At 42.6% G+C, this 16,967-nt stretch carries 20 protein-coding genes; 4 read left to right on the plus strand and 16 right to left on the minus strand.

What is annotated here, in order from left to right:
• Nucleotides 1-42: 42 nt before the first annotated feature.
• The gene (locus tag IRJ17_RS23585; RefSeq protein WP_242772047.1) at nt 43-1,152 is read right to left on the minus strand and encodes a peptidylprolyl isomerase; all 1,110 of its coding nucleotides are present in this window, start codon (nt 1,150-1,152) and stop codon (nt 43-45) included.
• A gap of 250 nt (nt 1,153-1,402) precedes the next feature.
• Between IRJ17_RS23585 and IRJ17_RS23590 the strand changes: the two genes are divergently transcribed.
• Together IRJ17_RS23590 and IRJ17_RS23595 are read left to right on the plus strand one after the other, a co-directional pair.
• Nucleotides 1,403-1,936: an RNA polymerase sigma factor gene (locus IRJ17_RS23590; protein WP_122964273.1), complete on the plus strand. Its 534-nt coding sequence runs from the start codon at nt 1,403-1,405 to the stop codon at nt 1,934-1,936.
• A complete protein-coding gene (locus IRJ17_RS23595) occupies nt 1,920-2,990 on the plus strand; it encodes a hypothetical protein (protein ID WP_242772048.1) in 1,071 nt (356 codons plus the stop codon). The genes IRJ17_RS23590 and IRJ17_RS23595 overlap by 17 nt, the downstream gene beginning before the upstream one ends.
• 52 nt (nt 2,991-3,042) lie before the next feature.
• On the opposite strand, the gene IRJ17_RS23600 is transcribed toward IRJ17_RS23595, so the two are convergent.
• The 5 genes from IRJ17_RS23600 to IRJ17_RS23620 form a co-directional block, all read right to left on the minus strand.
• Entirely contained in the window at nt 3,043-3,786 is a 744-nt protein-coding gene (locus tag IRJ17_RS23600) for a suppressor of fused domain protein (protein ID WP_122964275.1), read from the minus strand.
• Nucleotides 3,787-3,897: 111 nt separating this feature from the next.
• A complete protein-coding gene (locus IRJ17_RS23605) occupies nt 3,898-4,524 on the minus strand; it encodes a hypothetical protein (RefSeq protein ID WP_242772049.1) in 627 nt (208 codons plus the stop codon).
• 612 nt (nt 4,525-5,136) lie between these two features.
• Complete coding sequence (locus IRJ17_RS23610; protein ID WP_242772050.1) at nt 5,137-5,541, minus strand: DUF4279 domain-containing protein; 405 nt, start codon at nt 5,539-5,541, stop codon at nt 5,137-5,139.
• A 339-nt stretch (nt 5,542-5,880) separates the two neighbouring features.
• Nucleotides 5,881-6,093 (minus strand): hypothetical protein, encoded by a 213-nt coding sequence (locus IRJ17_RS23615; protein WP_167470279.1) that lies wholly within the window; start codon nt 6,091-6,093, stop codon nt 5,881-5,883.
• Nucleotides 6,094-6,314: 221 nt separating this feature from the next.
• Entirely contained in the window at nt 6,315-7,226 is a 912-nt protein-coding gene (locus IRJ17_RS23620; RefSeq protein ID WP_242772052.1) for a helix-turn-helix transcriptional regulator, read from the minus strand.
• Nucleotides 7,227-7,355: 129 nt separating this feature from the next.
• Between IRJ17_RS23620 and IRJ17_RS23625 the strand changes: the two genes are divergently transcribed.
• A complete protein-coding gene (locus tag IRJ17_RS23625; RefSeq protein WP_242772053.1) occupies nt 7,356-7,820 on the plus strand; it encodes a VOC family protein in 465 nt (154 codons plus the stop codon).
• 729 nt (nt 7,821-8,549) lie between these two features.
• Here the strand turns inward: IRJ17_RS23625 and IRJ17_RS23630 are convergent.
• From IRJ17_RS23630 to IRJ17_RS23665, 7 genes are all read right to left on the minus strand, one after another.
• Nucleotides 8,550-9,041 (minus strand): hypothetical protein, encoded by a 492-nt coding sequence (locus IRJ17_RS23630; RefSeq protein ID WP_141254306.1) that lies wholly within the window; start codon nt 9,039-9,041, stop codon nt 8,550-8,552.
• Between the two features lie 249 nt (nt 9,042-9,290).
• Entirely contained in the window at nt 9,291-9,467 is a 177-nt protein-coding gene (locus IRJ17_RS23635) for an RHS repeat-associated core domain-containing protein (RefSeq protein ID WP_242772055.1), read from the minus strand.
• Nucleotides 9,468-10,313: 846 nt separating this feature from the next.
• Nucleotides 10,314-10,589 (minus strand): hypothetical protein, encoded by a 276-nt coding sequence (locus tag IRJ17_RS23645; RefSeq protein ID WP_173600218.1) that lies wholly within the window; start codon nt 10,587-10,589, stop codon nt 10,314-10,316.
• 19 nt (nt 10,590-10,608) lie between these two features.
• The gene (locus IRJ17_RS23650) at nt 10,609-11,337 is read right to left on the minus strand and encodes an RHS repeat-associated core domain-containing protein (protein WP_242772057.1); all 729 of its coding nucleotides are present in this window, start codon (nt 11,335-11,337) and stop codon (nt 10,609-10,611) included.
• Between the two features lie 57 nt (nt 11,338-11,394).
• Nucleotides 11,395-12,627: an IS110 family RNA-guided transposase gene (locus IRJ17_RS23655; RefSeq protein ID WP_242772060.1), complete on the minus strand. Its 1,233-nt coding sequence runs from the start codon at nt 12,625-12,627 to the stop codon at nt 11,395-11,397.
• A 145-nt stretch (nt 12,628-12,772) separates the two neighbouring features.
• The gene (locus tag IRJ17_RS23660; RefSeq protein ID WP_088906684.1) at nt 12,773-13,006 is read right to left on the minus strand and encodes a hypothetical protein; all 234 of its coding nucleotides are present in this window, start codon (nt 13,004-13,006) and stop codon (nt 12,773-12,775) included.
• A 14-nt stretch (nt 13,007-13,020) separates the two neighbouring features.
• On the minus strand, nt 13,021-13,806 hold the full coding sequence (locus IRJ17_RS23665; protein WP_122964294.1) for a recombinase family protein: 786 nt from the start codon (nt 13,804-13,806) through the stop codon (nt 13,021-13,023).
• Nucleotides 13,807-13,965: 159 nt separating this feature from the next.
• On the opposite strand from IRJ17_RS23665, the gene IRJ17_RS23670 reads away from it, so the two are divergent.
• Nucleotides 13,966-14,172 (plus strand): helix-turn-helix domain-containing protein, encoded by a 207-nt coding sequence (locus IRJ17_RS23670; RefSeq protein ID WP_047071214.1) that lies wholly within the window; start codon nt 13,966-13,968, stop codon nt 14,170-14,172.
• Between the two features lie 283 nt (nt 14,173-14,455).
• Here IRJ17_RS23670 and IRJ17_RS23675 read toward each other — a convergent pair whose 3' ends face one another.
• The 3 genes from IRJ17_RS23675 to IRJ17_RS23685 all read right to left on the minus strand — a co-directional run bounded on the left by IRJ17_RS23675 (nt 14,456) and on the right by IRJ17_RS23685 (nt 16,966).
• Nucleotides 14,456-15,370, minus strand: coding sequence for a phage/plasmid replication domain-containing protein (locus IRJ17_RS23675; RefSeq protein WP_122964295.1), 915 nt, complete (start codon nt 15,368-15,370; stop codon nt 14,456-14,458).
• 163 nt (nt 15,371-15,533) lie between these two features.
• Entirely contained in the window at nt 15,534-16,490 is a 957-nt protein-coding gene (locus IRJ17_RS23680) for a phage lytic cycle repressor MrpR family protein (RefSeq protein WP_122964296.1), read from the minus strand.
• A 170-nt stretch (nt 16,491-16,660) separates the two neighbouring features.
• A complete protein-coding gene (locus tag IRJ17_RS23685; RefSeq protein ID WP_063228452.1) occupies nt 16,661-16,966 on the minus strand; it encodes a barstar family protein in 306 nt (101 codons plus the stop codon).
• Nucleotide 16,967: the final 1 nt, after the last annotated feature.

The raw sequence follows: 16,967 nt of genomic DNA on the forward strand, positions 1-16,967 counted from the left end.
ATGAAAGGGGGTATAAGGCTTCTGGGTCCTGTTTCCTGTTCGTTACGGATTGTAAATGACGAACTCGATCTTTTTCACCTTGACCGGATTTGTGAGCGGCTTGGCGTTTTCATCGGTTTTTTGGGCGGCAATCTTGTCTACGACTTCCATCCCCTCAAACACTTGACCAAAAACGGTATGGCGGTTGTCCAGGTACGCCCGCCCGCCAATTTCCTTGTACTTGGCTTCTGCATTCAGCGGGAGCGCGGACAGATCGAGGTACTCCTGATCTACATTCGGACTTTGGACGATATAAAAATGCGTGCTGTTCGTGTTCGGTCCTGCGTTGCCCATGGACAGCGCCCCGCGGAAGTTGAACAAGTCGCGGTTGAACTCATCTGCAAAATCTTTGCCGTAAATGCTCGGCAGCTCCTTGCCATCCGGGCCAGTAAGCTCTCCCGCCTGAATCATGAAGTCGTTGATGACCCGGTGGAAAATCATGTTGTTGTAGACGCCTTTTTTGGCGAGTCCCTTGAAGTTCTCGACCGCTTTCGGAGCTTTGTCCGGGAACAGCCTCAGCTTGATCACACCCGCATCGGTAGTCATGACGACGATTTCTTCCCCTTTGCGCGGCTTTTCAAGCTGAAACAGCTTCACGTTGGAGACGTCGATGCCTGTATCCTGCCACACCATGCCCCACGCCTGCCAGACGGCCCCGTCTTTGTTGCCGCGTTTGACGAGGCCGATCAAATCTGTTTTTTCGATTGCCTTATTGTCCGCTGTGTACCCGATATATTTAAATTTCACAATGGAACGATAGCTGTTGTAAGCGTCCTCTTTTTCCACGGTGTACAGCTTTTGCGGCACCGCTTCCACCACTTCAATCTTCTGGAACTGGGCCAACGTTTTTACATACTCCTGCATCGCATAGTAATTCAGGGAGTCTTTTGCCAACAGCTTGTCCAGCTCGGCCGGATTGGTGCGATGCTTCACCAAAGCCTGGGCGAAATCCGCCACTTCCTGCTTGTCTCCACCATGCGGGCGAAATTGGTGTGTCTGGACTTCTGTTCGATAATTATGAGTGGTGCTCGCAGCTGCTTGTTGGACAGCAACCGGGCTAAACAGTGGGATAGCCATACTTGCGACTACCAGGAAGGAAACAAGCTTTTTCAATAGATTCGCCCCCTAAATGTGCTTTTGAAAATATTTCCATGAAGGTAGTATAGCGTAAAGCTTGTCTGGAAGGTAGTTGTTTTTGGAATATTTCTACTTTTCATCCGCCACTCTTGCTCTCGCCGGGAGCAAGTTTTTCTGGCTGAAAGCATTTGACTGCTCCTTTTGAAAGGTTCATATTTTTATTCGGACAAGTGAAAGATTGCCAAGCCTTTATTCGTCTTTACAGGGACAAGGAGGTGAAACCCTTTTGAATCAAGATACTGGCTCGCGAATCGAGCAATGGTTTCATTTATACAGCCAAGATGTCTATCGGTTTCTCGTCTATTACACCGGGCGAAAAGATATCGACGATCTGGTTCAAGAGACCTTTATTCGTGCCCTGAGAGCAGCACAGCAAACAGAGATCGAGAATCCAAAAACGTGGCTGTTTGCCATTGCGCGAAACGTAGCCATTGATGAAAAGCGCCGAGCCAAGCTGATCAACTGGCTGCCGGATGTGTTTTTGCAGCATCTCGTTTCGCGCGATAAAACACCCGAGGAGTCGCTGGAGTTAAGCGAAAACAAGCGCATGCTGTACGAGCTGATCAATCAGTTGAAGCGTTCGTATCGGGACGTTTTGATCCTGCGCGGAATCAAGGGGTTATCGAGCAAGGAGACGGCGGAGGTTTTGGGCTGGACGGAAGCCAAGGTCAATCTCACGTTGCACAGAGCGATGAAGGCGATTCAAAACAAAATGCATGTTTCGATTGCGGAGGTGATGCACGATGCCATCACAAGATGAGCAGATCATCCTGGAGGAATTGAACCAATTCCCGAAGCAAAGCCTTTCCCGGGAACGCAGCCAGGCGATCTTGGAAGGTGTACGAAAAGAAGGAGGCAAACTGCAAAAAGTGAACAAACGAAAAGCGTATTACGGCTGGATGGCCAAAGGACTGATCACCTGCGGCTTGTTGCTCGGCTTTTTCTGGCTGAAACCATTTGCTGTTCCGGCAGAAACAACGAGTCAGGCAGCTTTGACTCCTGAGGAGCAAACGTATTTTGCCGCTGCCCAAAAAGCCGTACAAGCAGCGAGCGGCATTCAGAAAACCTTTCCTTTTGACGAGCTCGAAAAAGACGCGGAATACACGATTGTCCGGGCAAAAGATTACCAAGCCATCGTAACGTTCAAGCCTGGCACGACAGAAGTTCGCAGTGTTGCCGCTGAATTTGCCACAAACGAACTGATCCCGCCCTATCAAAAATATGTAGAAACGGCGCAGAACGCCTTCAAGGAGGCTTCCCAGCAGGTTGCCCTCCAGAAAAGCTGGTTTTTTAAAGGCATGGGCGAACACTATTTTTCCTTCGAGCTTGCGGGCAATCAGCACGTCCAAGTCGATTTTGCCACAAACAAAGTCGCTGGTTTCGCATTGAATTACAACCCAAAAGACGTGGATCAAAAGGCAATCTCCATCGCACAAACAGCCTTGACGCGCCTCTCCCACGAAAAACAGTTTGCCTTTACCGAAGCCAAAAAAAGGAAAGAGACGGGCGAAGCTACTTGGCAGCTCGACAACAAACAAGCGAACTATGCGGTGACAGTCGGCGCAACGACAGGTCAAGTGTACAAGGTGGACTATGTAACAGATATGTACAAAATCAAAGCACTGGATGAAGTCATTCCTGTTACCAAGCCGCTCATTCAAGACATTTTTGGCATGGACATCAGCGGATACACAGCGCACGGCGGCAAAGATTGGGGCGGCTACGTGCTGAGAAGCCCAGGGAAACCAAGCTTTTCCATCCACCTTTACAATTTGGACGTCGGCAATATTTACAGCATCCGCATGGAAAAATAAAAGGAAAAGCTGCCGACTTGACTAGGGTCATGGTCAGCAGCTTTTTCGCATTTTACTTGCACGTATTTTTTCTGTTCGGATTTAAAATGAGCGCCTCATCGCCCAGTTCAAACAATTTGTCCAGCAAGGCATCCATGCCGTGCTCCAGCTTGTAGTCCATCTCTTCTTTATACAGTGGAAGCAAGAAGTAGGCGTGAATCTGCGTTCCGTCCTTGGCAGAAATGACGCTGAGTTCCTCGGAGAGCTGGAACATAATGACGCCATTCAGTCCAGTCCCATCCGCATACGGCTCATATTCCGCATAATTCGGAATCGTGTGTCCGTAACCGAGCCACGTATTGTACTGGTGCGGAAAACGCGCCATCTGCTTCATCAGCCGGATCGGCCAGTACAGATTTTCATCCTTCAGCGACTCTTCTGTCAGCTCCCAGGATGCTGGCAAAAATATCATCACTTCCGCCCGATCGATCACTTCCTCCATCTGCTCCTGCACTTCATCCGGAATCGTCATCGGCAAATCGCTCATCCCGTTTGTGTACAGCACCCAGAATGGCTCTTCTTCTGTCGGGCTCATGACATTGACATCAATATGGATGGTATCAGAAATGATCTCATGGAAAACGCTGCTCTCTCTCCCGGCAAAAACCGTTTGGAAGTGGTTCACGACATCGTCTACATATTTCATCGGAGCCGGCGGTTCAAAGCCAGCTTGCTGGTTGTAGGTATAAATCGCAGTGCCGTCCTTTGCTTTTTCGTCGGTTTCCACGCCGCCAAACAATTTCTTAAAAAAGTTCATGGTGGTGCCTCGCTTTCTTGGACTTTGGATTTTTTATCCTTTTATTACATCGGTTGTTTTGGATGGGGGATAGAGGTTAAAATTTGAATCGCTCTCATTCAGGACATGCTATTAGCCTATTTTTACTGATGTTTTCTCTTGTATATGAATTTCAAACTTTTCATTTGGAATAGGAAAGCTCTCGGTTGTATGCAGGATGTATATATTTGCGTCGTTTGTTGGCTCAAGCTTAATAAAGCGGGGCACTTCACCCCAAGATATTCCTTGACTCTTAGTTAACGGTAGGTCTACAGCGATTCTAAGTTCCTCCCGTGTATTCGCATTTTTTAAATACAAGCGAGCTGAGCCATTTTGCTGAAACAAATTAATAAGTTCTAAACAGTACATATAGCGCTGATCGGAGGTTTGCTGGATGGAATCCGTCTCTAGTTTCTCTGTTAACCATCCGCTCGTCTCTACGTTTTTATACAAATGTGGAGTCAGTACAAGCATGGCAGTCATGATCATGAAAACCCCAATGACCTCCCACCACCTAGACGGACTCCACTTTTTCAATAATAGAAAACTAGAAACGACTATCAATAAAATGGAGGGTATACCTAGATACACAAGTATTACTGTGGAAATTAAGTCTATACCCCGTTGAAAATTTGCAGTCGAACCCAGTACAAACCAGATAACACCTGATAAATTAACGAGTATAGTGATGACCCACATTACTTTCAACCACAGTCGCACTGGGTGTTCCCCCTCTTGTTTTTAATGGAATCTGGTAGTATCGCCTCATGGTTTGAATTAGTAACCCTAGTATGGAGCTCTTCTGAATTTACACTGGAAGTAGGTTCATTATTATAATTTGGGGTAAAGATGTTGTTTTGTTCTTCGCAAGCTGTGCAGATAACTAGGGCTACAAGGAGTATGATAACAGATGTAATAGTCCTTCCTCTAAAAATCACTTACTGACTTCCCTGATCGTTGATATCGAAGCGAGCGATCCAGTGCCTTGCCAGAAACTTTTTCGTCCCAAACGATCTGTTTAGAAATTCGATATGCGGCAGTAGCTGCCTTGCGTAGTATCTAGGTTAATCACAGTCTTTTTTACCCATTCGTACAGGTACACACTATAGCTTTTTGGCAACGAATTTTGTTCAAATAAGTGCGACAAGCAACTGATGCTACCCCTAAACATTGTGATGCTCTGTGCTGGACTACATTCTATTTCTCAATGGTATGCTCATACAATAGGAAACAAAAAAGATGACCTCTATAATTAAGTAAGAAGCCATCTCTTTAAACAATATAAACTGAGCATAATTTACACGAAATTACTGAAATACCTTCGTGAACTACTTATGAGTAGATGTACAAATCAAAGTCAAATTCTGCTTTTATTTCATGCGCAAATGCTATTATATCACTATCTAAATATATAGCAGGTGTTTGATTTTCCTCAATTTTAATAACGATACAAAATTTGATTTCGAGGTTGTTCTCTACCTGCAACTCTTTAAGATCATTTTTTTTGGGCCTTATTTTTTCAATAACATCTCTAAGTTGAATATTAACATCAAGAGACTCTTGATATCCCGTATTAATTGACCAGCAAGTCTCCTTTCTCACAGCTTTTCTATGCTTTGCTTGATCGCCTTTATAATAGATTTCATTTGGTTTAATTTCCAATCTCTCTGCAATAAAGTCTGGGTTAAACTGGTCTCCAGTTAGAGTAAACTCTACCATTACGCTAGTCTTATTCATTCTTCCACTCCCTAATTATCAATAAATTCCTCAGTAGGTATACCATTGCCTAACCCTCTCTTTTCAAAAAAATACTTTGACCAGTTTAAGTGTTGCTAATCCAAAAATCTTCTAAAGTCTTTATTGTCCAAGACTTAGTAGTCTGCGAGTGCTTCCAGTGCAGGCTTGTAGTTCTCAATACTCGTAACGGTATTAATGGCTTTTTCATAACTGGCAGGATCAGTAAAAGTGCCCCATCCTTCCTTAAACGTTATATTTCCCGTAGGGTCAATGAACATAATTGGATTATTCTCCACATACGTCTACCGATTCAAACTAAGCGAATTATCCACTTGCCCTTTATACGTATCCTCCATGATAAAGCGGAAGATGGAAAGAGAAACGTGACAACAGTTCTGCTGCAACCATCTTTACGGTGAAAAGAGGCCCACATTTGCTTTCTGCCTGACTAAGCAGTTCTTCCAGCAGCTTTAAGCGCTCTTTGATTTGCGCTTGCTCTGCTGTAAAATCTCGTAACAGCGCCACATAATGCTGATCTGTAATTCGCCCCAATGCATTGCTTGCGCTGAATCGTTTGCAGTTCGCTCTCCCGCTTGGTCAGCTTGTCCCGTTCCTTGAGAGCTGCCCCCCATTCTTTCTCTTGCTGCTTCTGGCTTACGTCGACCAGCATCTCCACAAAAGAGCTTTTCCTCGGCTGTCCGCGCATGGCGCTGAATGTCCGCCAATAGCATTTCATAAATATCTACATAGCTGATGTAATGGAAGATACAATATTACGAGTAAGCGTCCATCATGGCAGCTAAAAATGCTTTGAATTGTTCGACATACGACGAAGGCTCCATGATCCTCACATCCGTACCAAAACCGGCTAAAAAGCGAAAACCGTCCTCGTTTTGAGGAATGCTGATCGAGGCAATCAGGTATTCCGGATCAGAGGCATCCATGCATTTTCGTCCATAGCGCTCAATGAATTGTTCCTTCACGCGGGGAGAGATCCGTGCTTTAATCGCAACAAGCGGGCTTTGATAATCAAGTTCCGTTATGTGGTCCTCGCTATCGTCTCTAGGCACAAATCGGGCCTCTTCCATCCTGAACCGGTCTGTCCTGGACAGCTTGAAGGTTCGAAAAGTCTGGCGCTCCAAACAGAACCCTCTGAGATACCAGCTTCTTTCACTAAAATGAAGGCGATACGGTTCCACCCTTCGGTGCGTGGCAATCCCCTTGCGATCCAGATAGTCGAAGGCAACCAGCCTGTTTTGTACAATGGCTTGCTGGCATTCGTTCAAGATGGGGAGGAGATCCGAGCGTCCTTCCCAATCGTAAAAGGAGAGTTGAATCATGCTATTGCAAGATGCGGTGCCAACCATGGATGCAATCTTTTGAATAGTGGCTTCTACTTCTTTGCTCACCATCAGCTGCCCCAGCCCGTTCAGCGCCGTCAACACATTTTCCAGGTCCGTTTGATTCAAAAGACGCTTGTCCAATTTGTACGTATTCATTATCGCATAGCCGCCATGAACCCCGTGAACCGCATAGATCGGAATGTTGGAAAGTCCCAGCGTTTCCATGTCGCGCAGAATGGTTCTTTTGCTGACGCCAAACAGGCTGGCGAAGGCTCCCGCCGACATGACCTCTTTTTGCAACAAAATCATCACAATCGAAATCAGCCGCTCCACTTTGTTCATTTAAAGCCTCCCGTTTGCCTTGCGCTCAACAATGAAATTTCTTTTTAACGCAATACGAATAAGCGACACATAAGATGTCACCTATTATAGCTTAATATGTAGCTAGAACAAGGAGGAGGTATTCATTTTATGGCGGCAGTTGTGTATATGAATTTCGATGGGGTTGCAGAGCAAGCCATTGCGTTTTATGCAGAGGCTTTGAGCGCAAGTGAAGTGAAAGCAGTGAAGTTCAAGGATATTCCTCAAGACCCGAACTACCCGTTGCCGGAAAATGAGTTGAACTTGATTATGGAGTCGTCTATAGCCTTCGAAGGTGGAAAAATCATGATGTCGGATGTCCTGCCTTCGATGAAGAAGGTAACGGGGGAAGTCGTTCAAGGCAATAACATGCTGATTACGCTCGTTATGGACGACAAATCAAAACTGCAGAAATACTTCACCGCTTTGTCCGTTGGCGGCCATGTGATCATGCCATTAGGCAATATGCCTTGGTCATCGTGTTTCGGGATGCTGGTTGACAAATTCGGGGTAGCCTGGAAGTTCAACAGCGACGCGGATATTTTCCTGGACAGGGTAATTGCAGACAAGCGGTAAAATCATTCAAAAAAATGGTCTTGCTACCGAAGAGAAGACCATTTTTTTATTTTCCCGCTAAGAACGGGAATCGTTTGTTTGTTCACCTTCTCCATCAATTTACAATAAATTTTTAGTTTTATATTGCTTCCCCAGAGGAATTACATCCCCTAGGTTCGTTACTCTTGTACAATGTAGCAATCATGTCTGGATTTACGAAGTCTTTTAATCCCCACCACAAATACTCTAGCTTGTTGCCATTCATGACTTTGTTTACGCCGAACCGTGCACAGATCTCATAATACTGCTCTTTTCTGAGTTGACCATCACGTTCTAACAATTGTTTTCCCATCCAGATCATCCCGATGCGTTGAATCGTTTTCACTCGTAGATTGTCCAAACCAAAGTATTCTTCTTATGCATAATCTCCCATAAATCAGATGAGGACTGACTTGTTCCATATGAACATTTCTTGTCTTGACTGGCCTGATTACATAGCCTGTTTCAATTAATTCACTTGTTTCTTTGAGATGATCTCAATGGTGACGCCTGCAAGGCGCATTTCAATTGCTTTCATTTTAATTTCTATGGGATAACTAACTCTAGTTGCCAAAACAAAAACACCTCCAAGGTTGTCCCCCTACTTACGACATGGGCGTGTTCTCTTGAAGGTGTTTTGATTTGTCTCACGTTACGGGGTCAGTCCCAGTAGTTGGTTACTCGTTTGGGGTGTTACGCTTTTTGCGTAGATTAGTCTCTATTCCCCTTGTACGTATATTTCTCTGGATTTCTTACATAGTCGCTAGTTAATACACAATTATTTGTTTCAAATGACACTGTCACTTTTCCAGTTGCGTTAATACCTAATTGAGAATAACCTCTTGGCCAGTCTAATACTCCCCCTAGATGATATTGATACTCTTCAAAACCTAGAGGCTTCCCCCAGCTTTTTGTTAACGTTAAATATTTCTCATTTTTGATTTTAATGAAATCATCTTCATTTGTTTGGTATAACGAAACCTCTAATAGACCCGATGTCACTCCTTCAAAGCTGATAGTCGCAATTCCTGATACATAGTAATCTTTTGTCTGTTGTGTTTCTATAAATGAAAGACCCCATACTTCGATTGCTATTGATTCGGGTAATTCTCTATGACCGTGGAAAAATAATGTCGCTTCTGTAAAATCTACTTGATCAAATAGCTTACCAGTAACATCAAGGACGTTTCTAATTTTACTCACCCATTTCTTAGTCAAAATGTAATTTATACAGTGTAATCTGTTTTAATGTATCTGATTTGATTGGTTGACCATTTGTTTGAAAACTAGTTCATAAACCTTCAACTGGTTTACCTTTATATAACAATCCAAAATCCGCACTACTAAATTCTTGCTCTGATGCGTTAAATACATTCTTAAAATACTTGTTATTATAGGTACCCACAATAGTAAATGTGCCCCCTTCTTTTAAGATTCTGAATGCATCAGATGTTAACGGGTTATATTCAAAAGGGCTAACAACGGATTATTATGTACATACGTATACCGATTCAAACTCAGTGGATTATCCACTTGCCCCTTAACCGTATCCTCCGAAATAAACCTTCCCATCTTCGGATCATAGTACCTCGCCCGCAGGTAGTAAAACCCGCTCTCCTTGTCGTACATCTCCCCGCATACGCAAACGGGTTGGGCATCGCTTCCTTGACCTTATCCGCGAGCAGGTTGCCCCAGATGTCGTACTCATACGTATTCAGGACATTTCCGCTTGGCCCCTTGATCTTTACCACATCGCCGTGGCTGTTGTAGTAATAGGTGCCTTCCTGGTTCGTCGTGTAGTCTTTACGCCAGATCAGTTGGTTTCCAAAGACGTTGCGGGCCTTGACGCGGCCGTCTTGGGTTAGTTCCTCAATCACTTGGCCGTTCAGGTACACGTAGTGGGTGGTGTCGGTAACGGCTCCAGTCTGTTGCTTCGTGGCACGCAGGCCGCCCGGGTAGTACGTGTAGGTCGTGGTTCCTTTGTCGTCCTTGTATTCGGTCAGGCGGTTGAACAGGTCGTGTTTCAGTTCGTACGAGCGCGTTGAGTCTGCGGGCTCATTGGCATAGGCTTGGCGGTTGCCGCGGCGGTCGTAGGCGTACTGGCGGGTGTTGCCCTGGATGGTTTCTTCCTTGATCCGGGACAGTTTGTCGTAGGCGAATGTGCCGTAGGTGGCTCCTCCGCGCTTTTGACTCGTGATGTTGCCAAACAAATCGTAGCCGTTCGTCTCGCTCCAGCCGTCCGCGTGATTGATCCCGGTAATCTCCGCAAAGGAGCTCATCGTTTTCTGCATCGCGTTCGGTTGGCCGGGGTACGAAACGGTGTTGGTTTCGCCGCTGCTCTTGATGTCGTATGTGTAAGTTGGTGCGTTCGTTGCCATACGATTTTGCTATAATAATGTATACCTAGTACTGAGTAACCGTCACCCAAAAAAGAAACCTCGAAAGGCAAGAAGCCAATCAAGGTAACAATGCACACTATTCATTCATATAAAACTTTATTAAGTCATGTCGCAATTCACTGATTAGTTCCTCTTCACCTAATGAAACGGGATATATATCACCATCCTCAAACATATTCTTAACTGCTTCATCATAAGTACTTGCAAATTCAATGACATATGAATCCAGACCTTTAACAAAGGTTATTTTGTAATAAGTACCACCATACAGCAACAATGGTATGCCATTGATAATAACTCTTTCAAATTTTAACTCTTGAAACAAAGACTCAATTTTCTTCTGCAGTCCCATAAATTCACCCTTATAATTTTTATTTAATCAAATTTCCTTGCATATCATAGCGTTGTGTACCTGTTTTACCTGAAGATAACTTAAAGTATGGAATATCACCATGATGTCTACTTCCAGGATGGTATTGTAAGATCCTATCCCCACCCCAATTTACTTTGAACCCACCGCCATCTTCAAATGTTTTTCCTTTTAATGAGCCATTACTTAGCGGTTGTGGATTATACCCGTTATCAATCAGATACTTATGAAGGTCATCAGGTTCAATACCTTTTAGTTTACTTGGGTCATTTAGGATATCATCTAATCCCTTAATATTTTGTAAAGCATTTCCTGTCCCCTTCGCAGTATTAGTAATTGTATTTTTTGTATTTAATTTAACTCCTGAAACTTTAGCTGAATAGCGGGCATCGCCGCCATCCATAGGAACACCATTTTCCATTGCCCAATCCCATGTAACCTTAGCTGCAATGAAATTTTTTACTTTATTTGTACCTCTCAATGTTTCTTGCATACCAGCTTGATCAGATTCAAACCATTCTCGGTAATACTTCCAATCAATTTCCTTTGTTCCATGTATTCTCCTGACACCTTCATTATCATAGTAATATGGGGTTCCAGGATTCCCGTCGCCAGCTATCACTTGACCGTGTCCACTCGGATCTACAAACTTTAATGGAGCATTGCTCACATACGTATACCTGTTGAGCGTAAGTGGATTATCCACTTGCCCCTTATACGTATCCTCCATGATAAAGCACTCAATGGATAAAGGTTAGGTGGCAACATTTCCGCTACCACCCTGCTACTACGCCGCCTGTTCTGTAAGGACTGGCATTTTATATTCCGTCTTGTTCTTCATCATGCTGTATATGACTTTGACCAATTTACGCATCACGCAAATAATCGCTTGCCACTTGGTTTTCCCTTCTGCCAGCTTTCTTTCGTAGTATGCATGGTAAACAGGATGATTGGGTTTCTTCGCCCTTGATACACCCAGTTGACGAATGGCAAGGTTATAGAAAATATCATACAGACTACGGTTGCCTAACTTGCTCTTTTTACTCTTCTGCTTGTTCCCTGAACTATGCTGAACGGGTGCAATTCCAGCGAAATTAGCTAACTTGTCAGCACTGGAAAAACGTGAAACATCGCCAATCTCCGCAATTAATTCCGCCGCAGTGACCGTACTAATTCCGTGCATGGTCTCTAATTTGTAATCCAATAATGCAAGATGCTTCGCCAACTCTGTATCAATTTGCTCAAGCTGATGGTCTCTGGCGATCAAGTCCCGAACCACATTTTTAACAAGAAAATCATTGACTCCTTGATAGTCTTTCGATGTGTCTCCATCTTGCTGTACGAGAGATAGAATGTCCTCTGCCTTCTTGGTAGACATGTAGCGATTGCTCTTCTTGTATAAGAAGTTAGCCAATTCATCCACATTCACCCCGCTCAAACAACTTGGAGAAGGATACTTCAGCCAGAAAGCTAATGCTGTTTTACCATCTACTTGTGAGAAGAATTTCTTGTAACTTGGATAGTGATAACCTAGCAATTGATGAAGCTGTAACTTGATTCCTGTTACAACACTCACAATGTTCTCTCTTCTTGTGACAAGCTGTGAGATTGCATAATAAAGGTCATGTGGATTCGCAGTCGGCAGTGTATCCAAGTTGGAAATCAGAATGCGAGCCACAGACTCTGCATCCCACGCATCTGTTTTCTTGTTGTTCGGACTGCTTCTGCGCATGGATACCGTAAGGGCAGGATTAACTGCTTTTACTTCATATTTATTTTCAATTAGAAACATAGCCAATCCTCTTCCGTAGCCCCCCACATCTTCTAAGCCAAACATAGGGGTCAAGCCTTCCTTCTTGGCTAGTTTTTCTACTTGGTGCAGAAACTTAGGAAACGCTGACGGCTTGTTTTCGAATTGGATTTCGTCTCTCTTTTCATGGAAACAGGTCATCATCACCGCTGTATGATGACGTTTATGTAAGTCTATGCCGATGTACAGGTACTTCAGTTTATGATGCAAAAAGACTTCACCCCTATCTTTGATGAGTAATGATGTAGAGAAAAGAATGCCAGCACCCTCCGAACAAGCATTATTCAAGGATGAACACGCACGGATACGTTAGCTCGTACATTCTTTTCATGTCATTATCGTTCTATCATTACGGTTATAATTTCGTGCTAGACAATGCCTTCGCTAAACGGATTTGCAGCAAATATTCTCGTTGATCCACTTCCACCTGAAAAATGACTTTGATGATTTCCTCTATCGTAGCGACGTTAAATACAGCGTTTTCCTGTTGAACATAGTCAAAAATTAATTGCGTACCTATTTCACACGTCTGAATCTTTTCAAGAGAGCGTATCTCTTCCTGTTGATAGTGAGTGAATTGCGCTTCCACGTTCGTTCCTCCCGCTACATAATGGCTTCGTGAAGTCCATTTGCTTCAATCTGACCATAGCGGTAGGCACCCTTGTAGAATGCTTCACGATCAATGATTCGTTTGACCTGTACCTTGGTATTGGTAAAGGATTTATCGTGTGTCGTAGTATACCCCTCTGTATTCAGTTGGACAGCCAATTGGGAGAGTGACCAAGTGGGATGCGTTTCACGTAAGGAAAACAATCTCCGCACAATCTCCGCCTGTCTCTCATCTATCTGAATGGCTTTTTGTCCTTTCGTTGCCGTATATCCGAAAGCAACGCCACCTCCTGCATATCCTCCTTGTTGCGCTTTCTTTTTTCTCCCCCTCCCTAGTTTGAGTGCGATTTCCAAACGTTGGTATTGATCGAGTAATTCCATCATGCCATTGATCAGAAAATCATTCGGGTCATGGGCGTAAATACTATAGTTGGGCTGTTCAATTGCTTTTACGTCTACGCTGTGCCGTTTTAATTCTCTTTGAATGAGGACTTTCACCATGTCGGCTCTCCACAATCGGGAAGTGTTGAGAACGATAATATGGCTTACTTTTTGATAAGTAAAACTGGATAACAGTTCTTGTAAACCTTCCCGTTCAATGGTCAATCCATCCTCATCCACTTTTGCTCCACTTATCCCCTCATCCTTGTAGATGTTCAGTAATTCTAGATTATTATCCTGACAATAACACTGAATCTCCTCTACTTGGTAGGCTAGACTATACCCATCTTTAACTTGTCCTTTTGTCGATACTCTGACATATCCCACTACTTTTTCCATACTATTCCCCTTCCCGTTACAGGAATTTGAATCATCGTAACGCCTAGTAGATACAAAATAATTATATATCGCTTAGCAGATACAATCAACGACCTTTTCCTCGTGCTAAAATTGCACGTATAATGGATAAAGAATGTTCACGGGAAAGAAGGACTCAAAATGCCTATAATTGTAAAGTTAAAAGAAATTCTTGATCAGAGAAATATGTCTCAACGAGAATTGGCAAGACTCACTGGTCTTAGACCGAATACAATCAGCCATCTCTGTTCCAGCCAAGTAGATAGGGTTCACCTTAGTACATTTGAAACGATCTGTAAGACATTAGATATTGAGTTGCATGAATTGCTGGTGTTGGAGGGGGAGTAATTTTCCACCTCAAAACTTAATCGCCTAAAATCCAACCTACCTACGGGACTAGATGTGTAATGCCCCTATTCCATGTCCATTCACTATATAGAGATGTAAAATACCCCCGAATGGCAGCAGGTTGTATCGATACGGTATCGTAGGGAGACACATATTCTTTGTAAGGACTGCTCTATTTGCTTATTTTTCTTTATTAGTAGGCTCTGTCCATTTAAAATTTATCCAAAGTTCTATAATTTTTATCGTTATCGTGTTAACAACAATACGGTATGAGTGGATGTCTTCATCCCTGAACTGAATCAATAATCTCTAACCTTTTTAACCCTTCCTTTTTCGGGATGGTTATTTGCTTTGCCAAACTCCTACGATTAGGAAGAGTGGATGTTGTATAAATTGCTCTTATTCCACTTTCTTGGAACAAGTTTTTGATCATAGTGAAACCTAGATAGGTCTCAATCTTTGATATTTCCTCCTTGTTTTCCAAAAGCCATTCATAGTCAATCGTTTCCACATTTTCTGTGTATGGCAATCCCTCCAGTGTCTTTTGGGTTATGTAGGTAAAAAAGGAATGAGTGACGAGATGAATGGCTCTCTTCTCTTTGGTATATCTCTTCATGTCATTGTCGCTCGGTCTAATTTCTAATCGTAAAATTCCCTTGGACTGTTCAACGATCTCCTTCGGTTCCTTAGCTCGCTTACATTGCTTGTATTTATCATACAGAATGACTCTGCTACTCTTGTTATAAAATTCTACTGTTTCGTCATGATTAAAATTTCGTGTATCTTTATAGGGCATTTTCCCTTTGCTCAACTGACGAACATACTCCCCTGTTCGATTCCCAACATGGAAATTGCAGCATACATCTAAACGGGTAATTCTCCAATCTTCATAGGCAATATGGATACCGAATAATTGCTGTAATCGTTCTTGTACTCGTTGAAAGAAGATAGGAATATCTGATTCGTTGATTGCTTTGACATTATTTCCATAAAGCAGCTTAGGAATGGAAACTTGAATCGTTAGGGTTCTGCTCCCATCCTGATATTTCATATATGGAATGATCTCGTCTTGCATTTTATATGTGGTTATGACACCTGTTTTCTGATTACGGTATGAAAAAGATGCAAGGTTATATTCTCGTAATATTTCAGGTTGAATAAATACGGAACTTACTTTCATTTTGATGGAATCAAACAATTATATTCTCTCCTTTTTACTATAAATTTTAATATATTGAATATAATTTGGCATGTTATAACAAAAGATAGCAACTCATACGTTTGATCACCTCCCTTATCGATTTACAATAAATTTTTAGTTTTATCTTGTTTCCCCAGAGGAATTAAATCCTCTAGGTGCGTTACTCGTACAATGCAGCAATCATGTCTGGATTTATAAAGTCTTTTAATCCCCACCACATATACTCTAGCTTGTTGCCATTCGTTACTTTGCTTACGCCGAACCGTGCACAGATCTCATAATACTGCTCTTTTCTGAGTTGACCATCACGTTCTAGCAGTTGTTTTCCCATCCAGATCATCCCGCTACGTTGAATCGTTTTCACTCGTAAATTGTCCAAACCAAAGTATTCTTCTAATGCATGTAATCTCCCATAAATCAGATGAGGACTGACTTGTTCCATATGAACATTTCTTGTCTTGGCTGGCCTGATTACAAAGCCTGTTTCAATTAATTCACTTGTTTCTTTGAGATGATCTCGTCTCATCTCCCCATTACCTTTGAGATAATCCTTTTGCTTGATTGCACCATTTATTAATTTCAGACACTGTTCCGATATTGAAATTTCTCTTGTTTCTTCTATATCGTTGATCAATATCACGGTTCGTTTCTCAACATTGACTTGTTCACGTTTTAGATTGCGTAGTTCACTTACCTCTTTTCCACCCGCACCTTCAAATAACAGGGAGAGAATCACAGAATCCTGATCGTTATTACATTGGTCAATAATTGCATCGATTTCTTGCTTCGTAGTAAATTGTTGATGGGTGTTTCCTACCATGTTCTTAAACCATTCTTTTGAAACGGACTCCAGTGGATTGGTGTCCTCTCTAAGCCCCTCTGCCCTTGCCCAATTCAAGTAAGCAGATATCGTTCTCCCAGCCGTATTAAGAGAGTCTCCTGTAGAAGCATGGAAGCTGTGTAGGGCAGTTTCAATCTCATCTAGTGTAAAGTGGAGCAAATCCTTATCCTTTTCCACTTCGAACTTCATCGTCAGGTTGAAAACTCTTGAATAAGCTTTTTGGGTATTTTCTTTGTATCCTTGAAGAAAGGCTGTTTTTGTTTCGGGGTTAAACATGGTTACACACCTTTCTTATAAAGCAGGATTACTATAAATTTACAGTTCGCCTTCTTAGAATTGATATTACTATAAATTTTAATCTTAAAACAAGAGTTTTTTACTTTTTTATGAAAAAAGAAACCCCAGACGAGTAGATGGCTCGTTTGGGGGTGACATTATCATTATCATTACCTATACTCTACTTCAACTAATGTAGAAGGATACATTTTATTTTTATCTTCTAGTCTTTTTTTTAGAAATTCAGCATCCATGGGCAGGTTCTTCGAGAAATTATCCCATCCTACAAATATTATCTTTTTTGGCAATTGCACTAACCCAGTAATCGCATCCCAAAAAGCAGGCCAATTATGACCATAAAAAGATGGAAATTCTAGCTCCTTCTTAAGCAATTGATGCAACTCTTTTGATGTCATTACTAACGAGACATCAATAACAACTATTTCCTTCCGTTCTTCTTCCTCATAGTTTTTCATG

The organism is Brevibacillus parabrevis (assembly GCF_022701015.1).
In the GTDB taxonomy this organism is placed as follows: Bacteria; Bacillota; Bacilli; order Brevibacillales; family Brevibacillaceae; genus Brevibacillus; species Brevibacillus parabrevis.

Excerpts from the sequence above, each read along its gene's own strand:
- IRJ17_RS23600 (WP_122964275.1), bottom strand. The coding sequence starts at position 3,786 with ATGAACTTTTTTAAGAAATTGTTTGGCGGCGTGGAAACCGACGAAAAA.
- IRJ17_RS23595 (WP_242772048.1), top strand. The coding sequence starts at position 1,920 with ATGCCATCACAAGATGAGCAGATCATCCTGGAGGAATTGAACCAATTC.
- IRJ17_RS23610 (WP_242772050.1), bottom strand. The coding sequence starts at position 5,541 with ATGAATAAGACTAGCGTAATGGTAGAGTTTACTCTAACTGGAGACCAG.
- IRJ17_RS23680 (WP_122964296.1), bottom strand. The coding sequence starts at position 16,490 with ATGTTTAACCCCGAAACAAAAACAGCCTTTCTTCAAGGATACAAAGAA.
- IRJ17_RS23635 (WP_242772055.1), bottom strand. The coding sequence starts at position 9,467 with ATGTACGACAAGGAGAGCGGGTTTTACTACCTGCGGGCGAGGTACTAT.
- IRJ17_RS23685 (WP_063228452.1), bottom strand. The coding sequence starts at position 16,966 with ATGAAAAACTATGAGGAAGAAGAACGGAAGGAAATAGTTGTTATTGAT.
- IRJ17_RS23650 (WP_242772057.1), bottom strand. The coding sequence starts at position 11,337 with ATGGAGGATACGTATAAGGGGCAAGTGGATAATCCACTTACGCTCAAC.
- IRJ17_RS23665 (WP_122964294.1), bottom strand. The coding sequence starts at position 13,806 with ATGGAAAAAGTAGTGGGATATGTCAGAGTATCGACAAAAGGACAAGTT.
- IRJ17_RS23625 (WP_242772053.1), top strand. The coding sequence starts at position 7,356 with ATGGCGGCAGTTGTGTATATGAATTTCGATGGGGTTGCAGAGCAAGCC.
- IRJ17_RS23645 (WP_173600218.1), bottom strand. The coding sequence starts at position 10,589 with ATGGGACTGCAGAAGAAAATTGAGTCTTTGTTTCAAGAGTTAAAATTT.
- IRJ17_RS23670 (WP_047071214.1), top strand. The coding sequence starts at position 13,966 with ATGCCTATAATTGTAAAGTTAAAAGAAATTCTTGATCAGAGAAATATG.
- IRJ17_RS23620 (WP_242772052.1), bottom strand. The coding sequence starts at position 7,226 with ATGAACAAAGTGGAGCGGCTGATTTCGATTGTGATGATTTTGTTGCAA.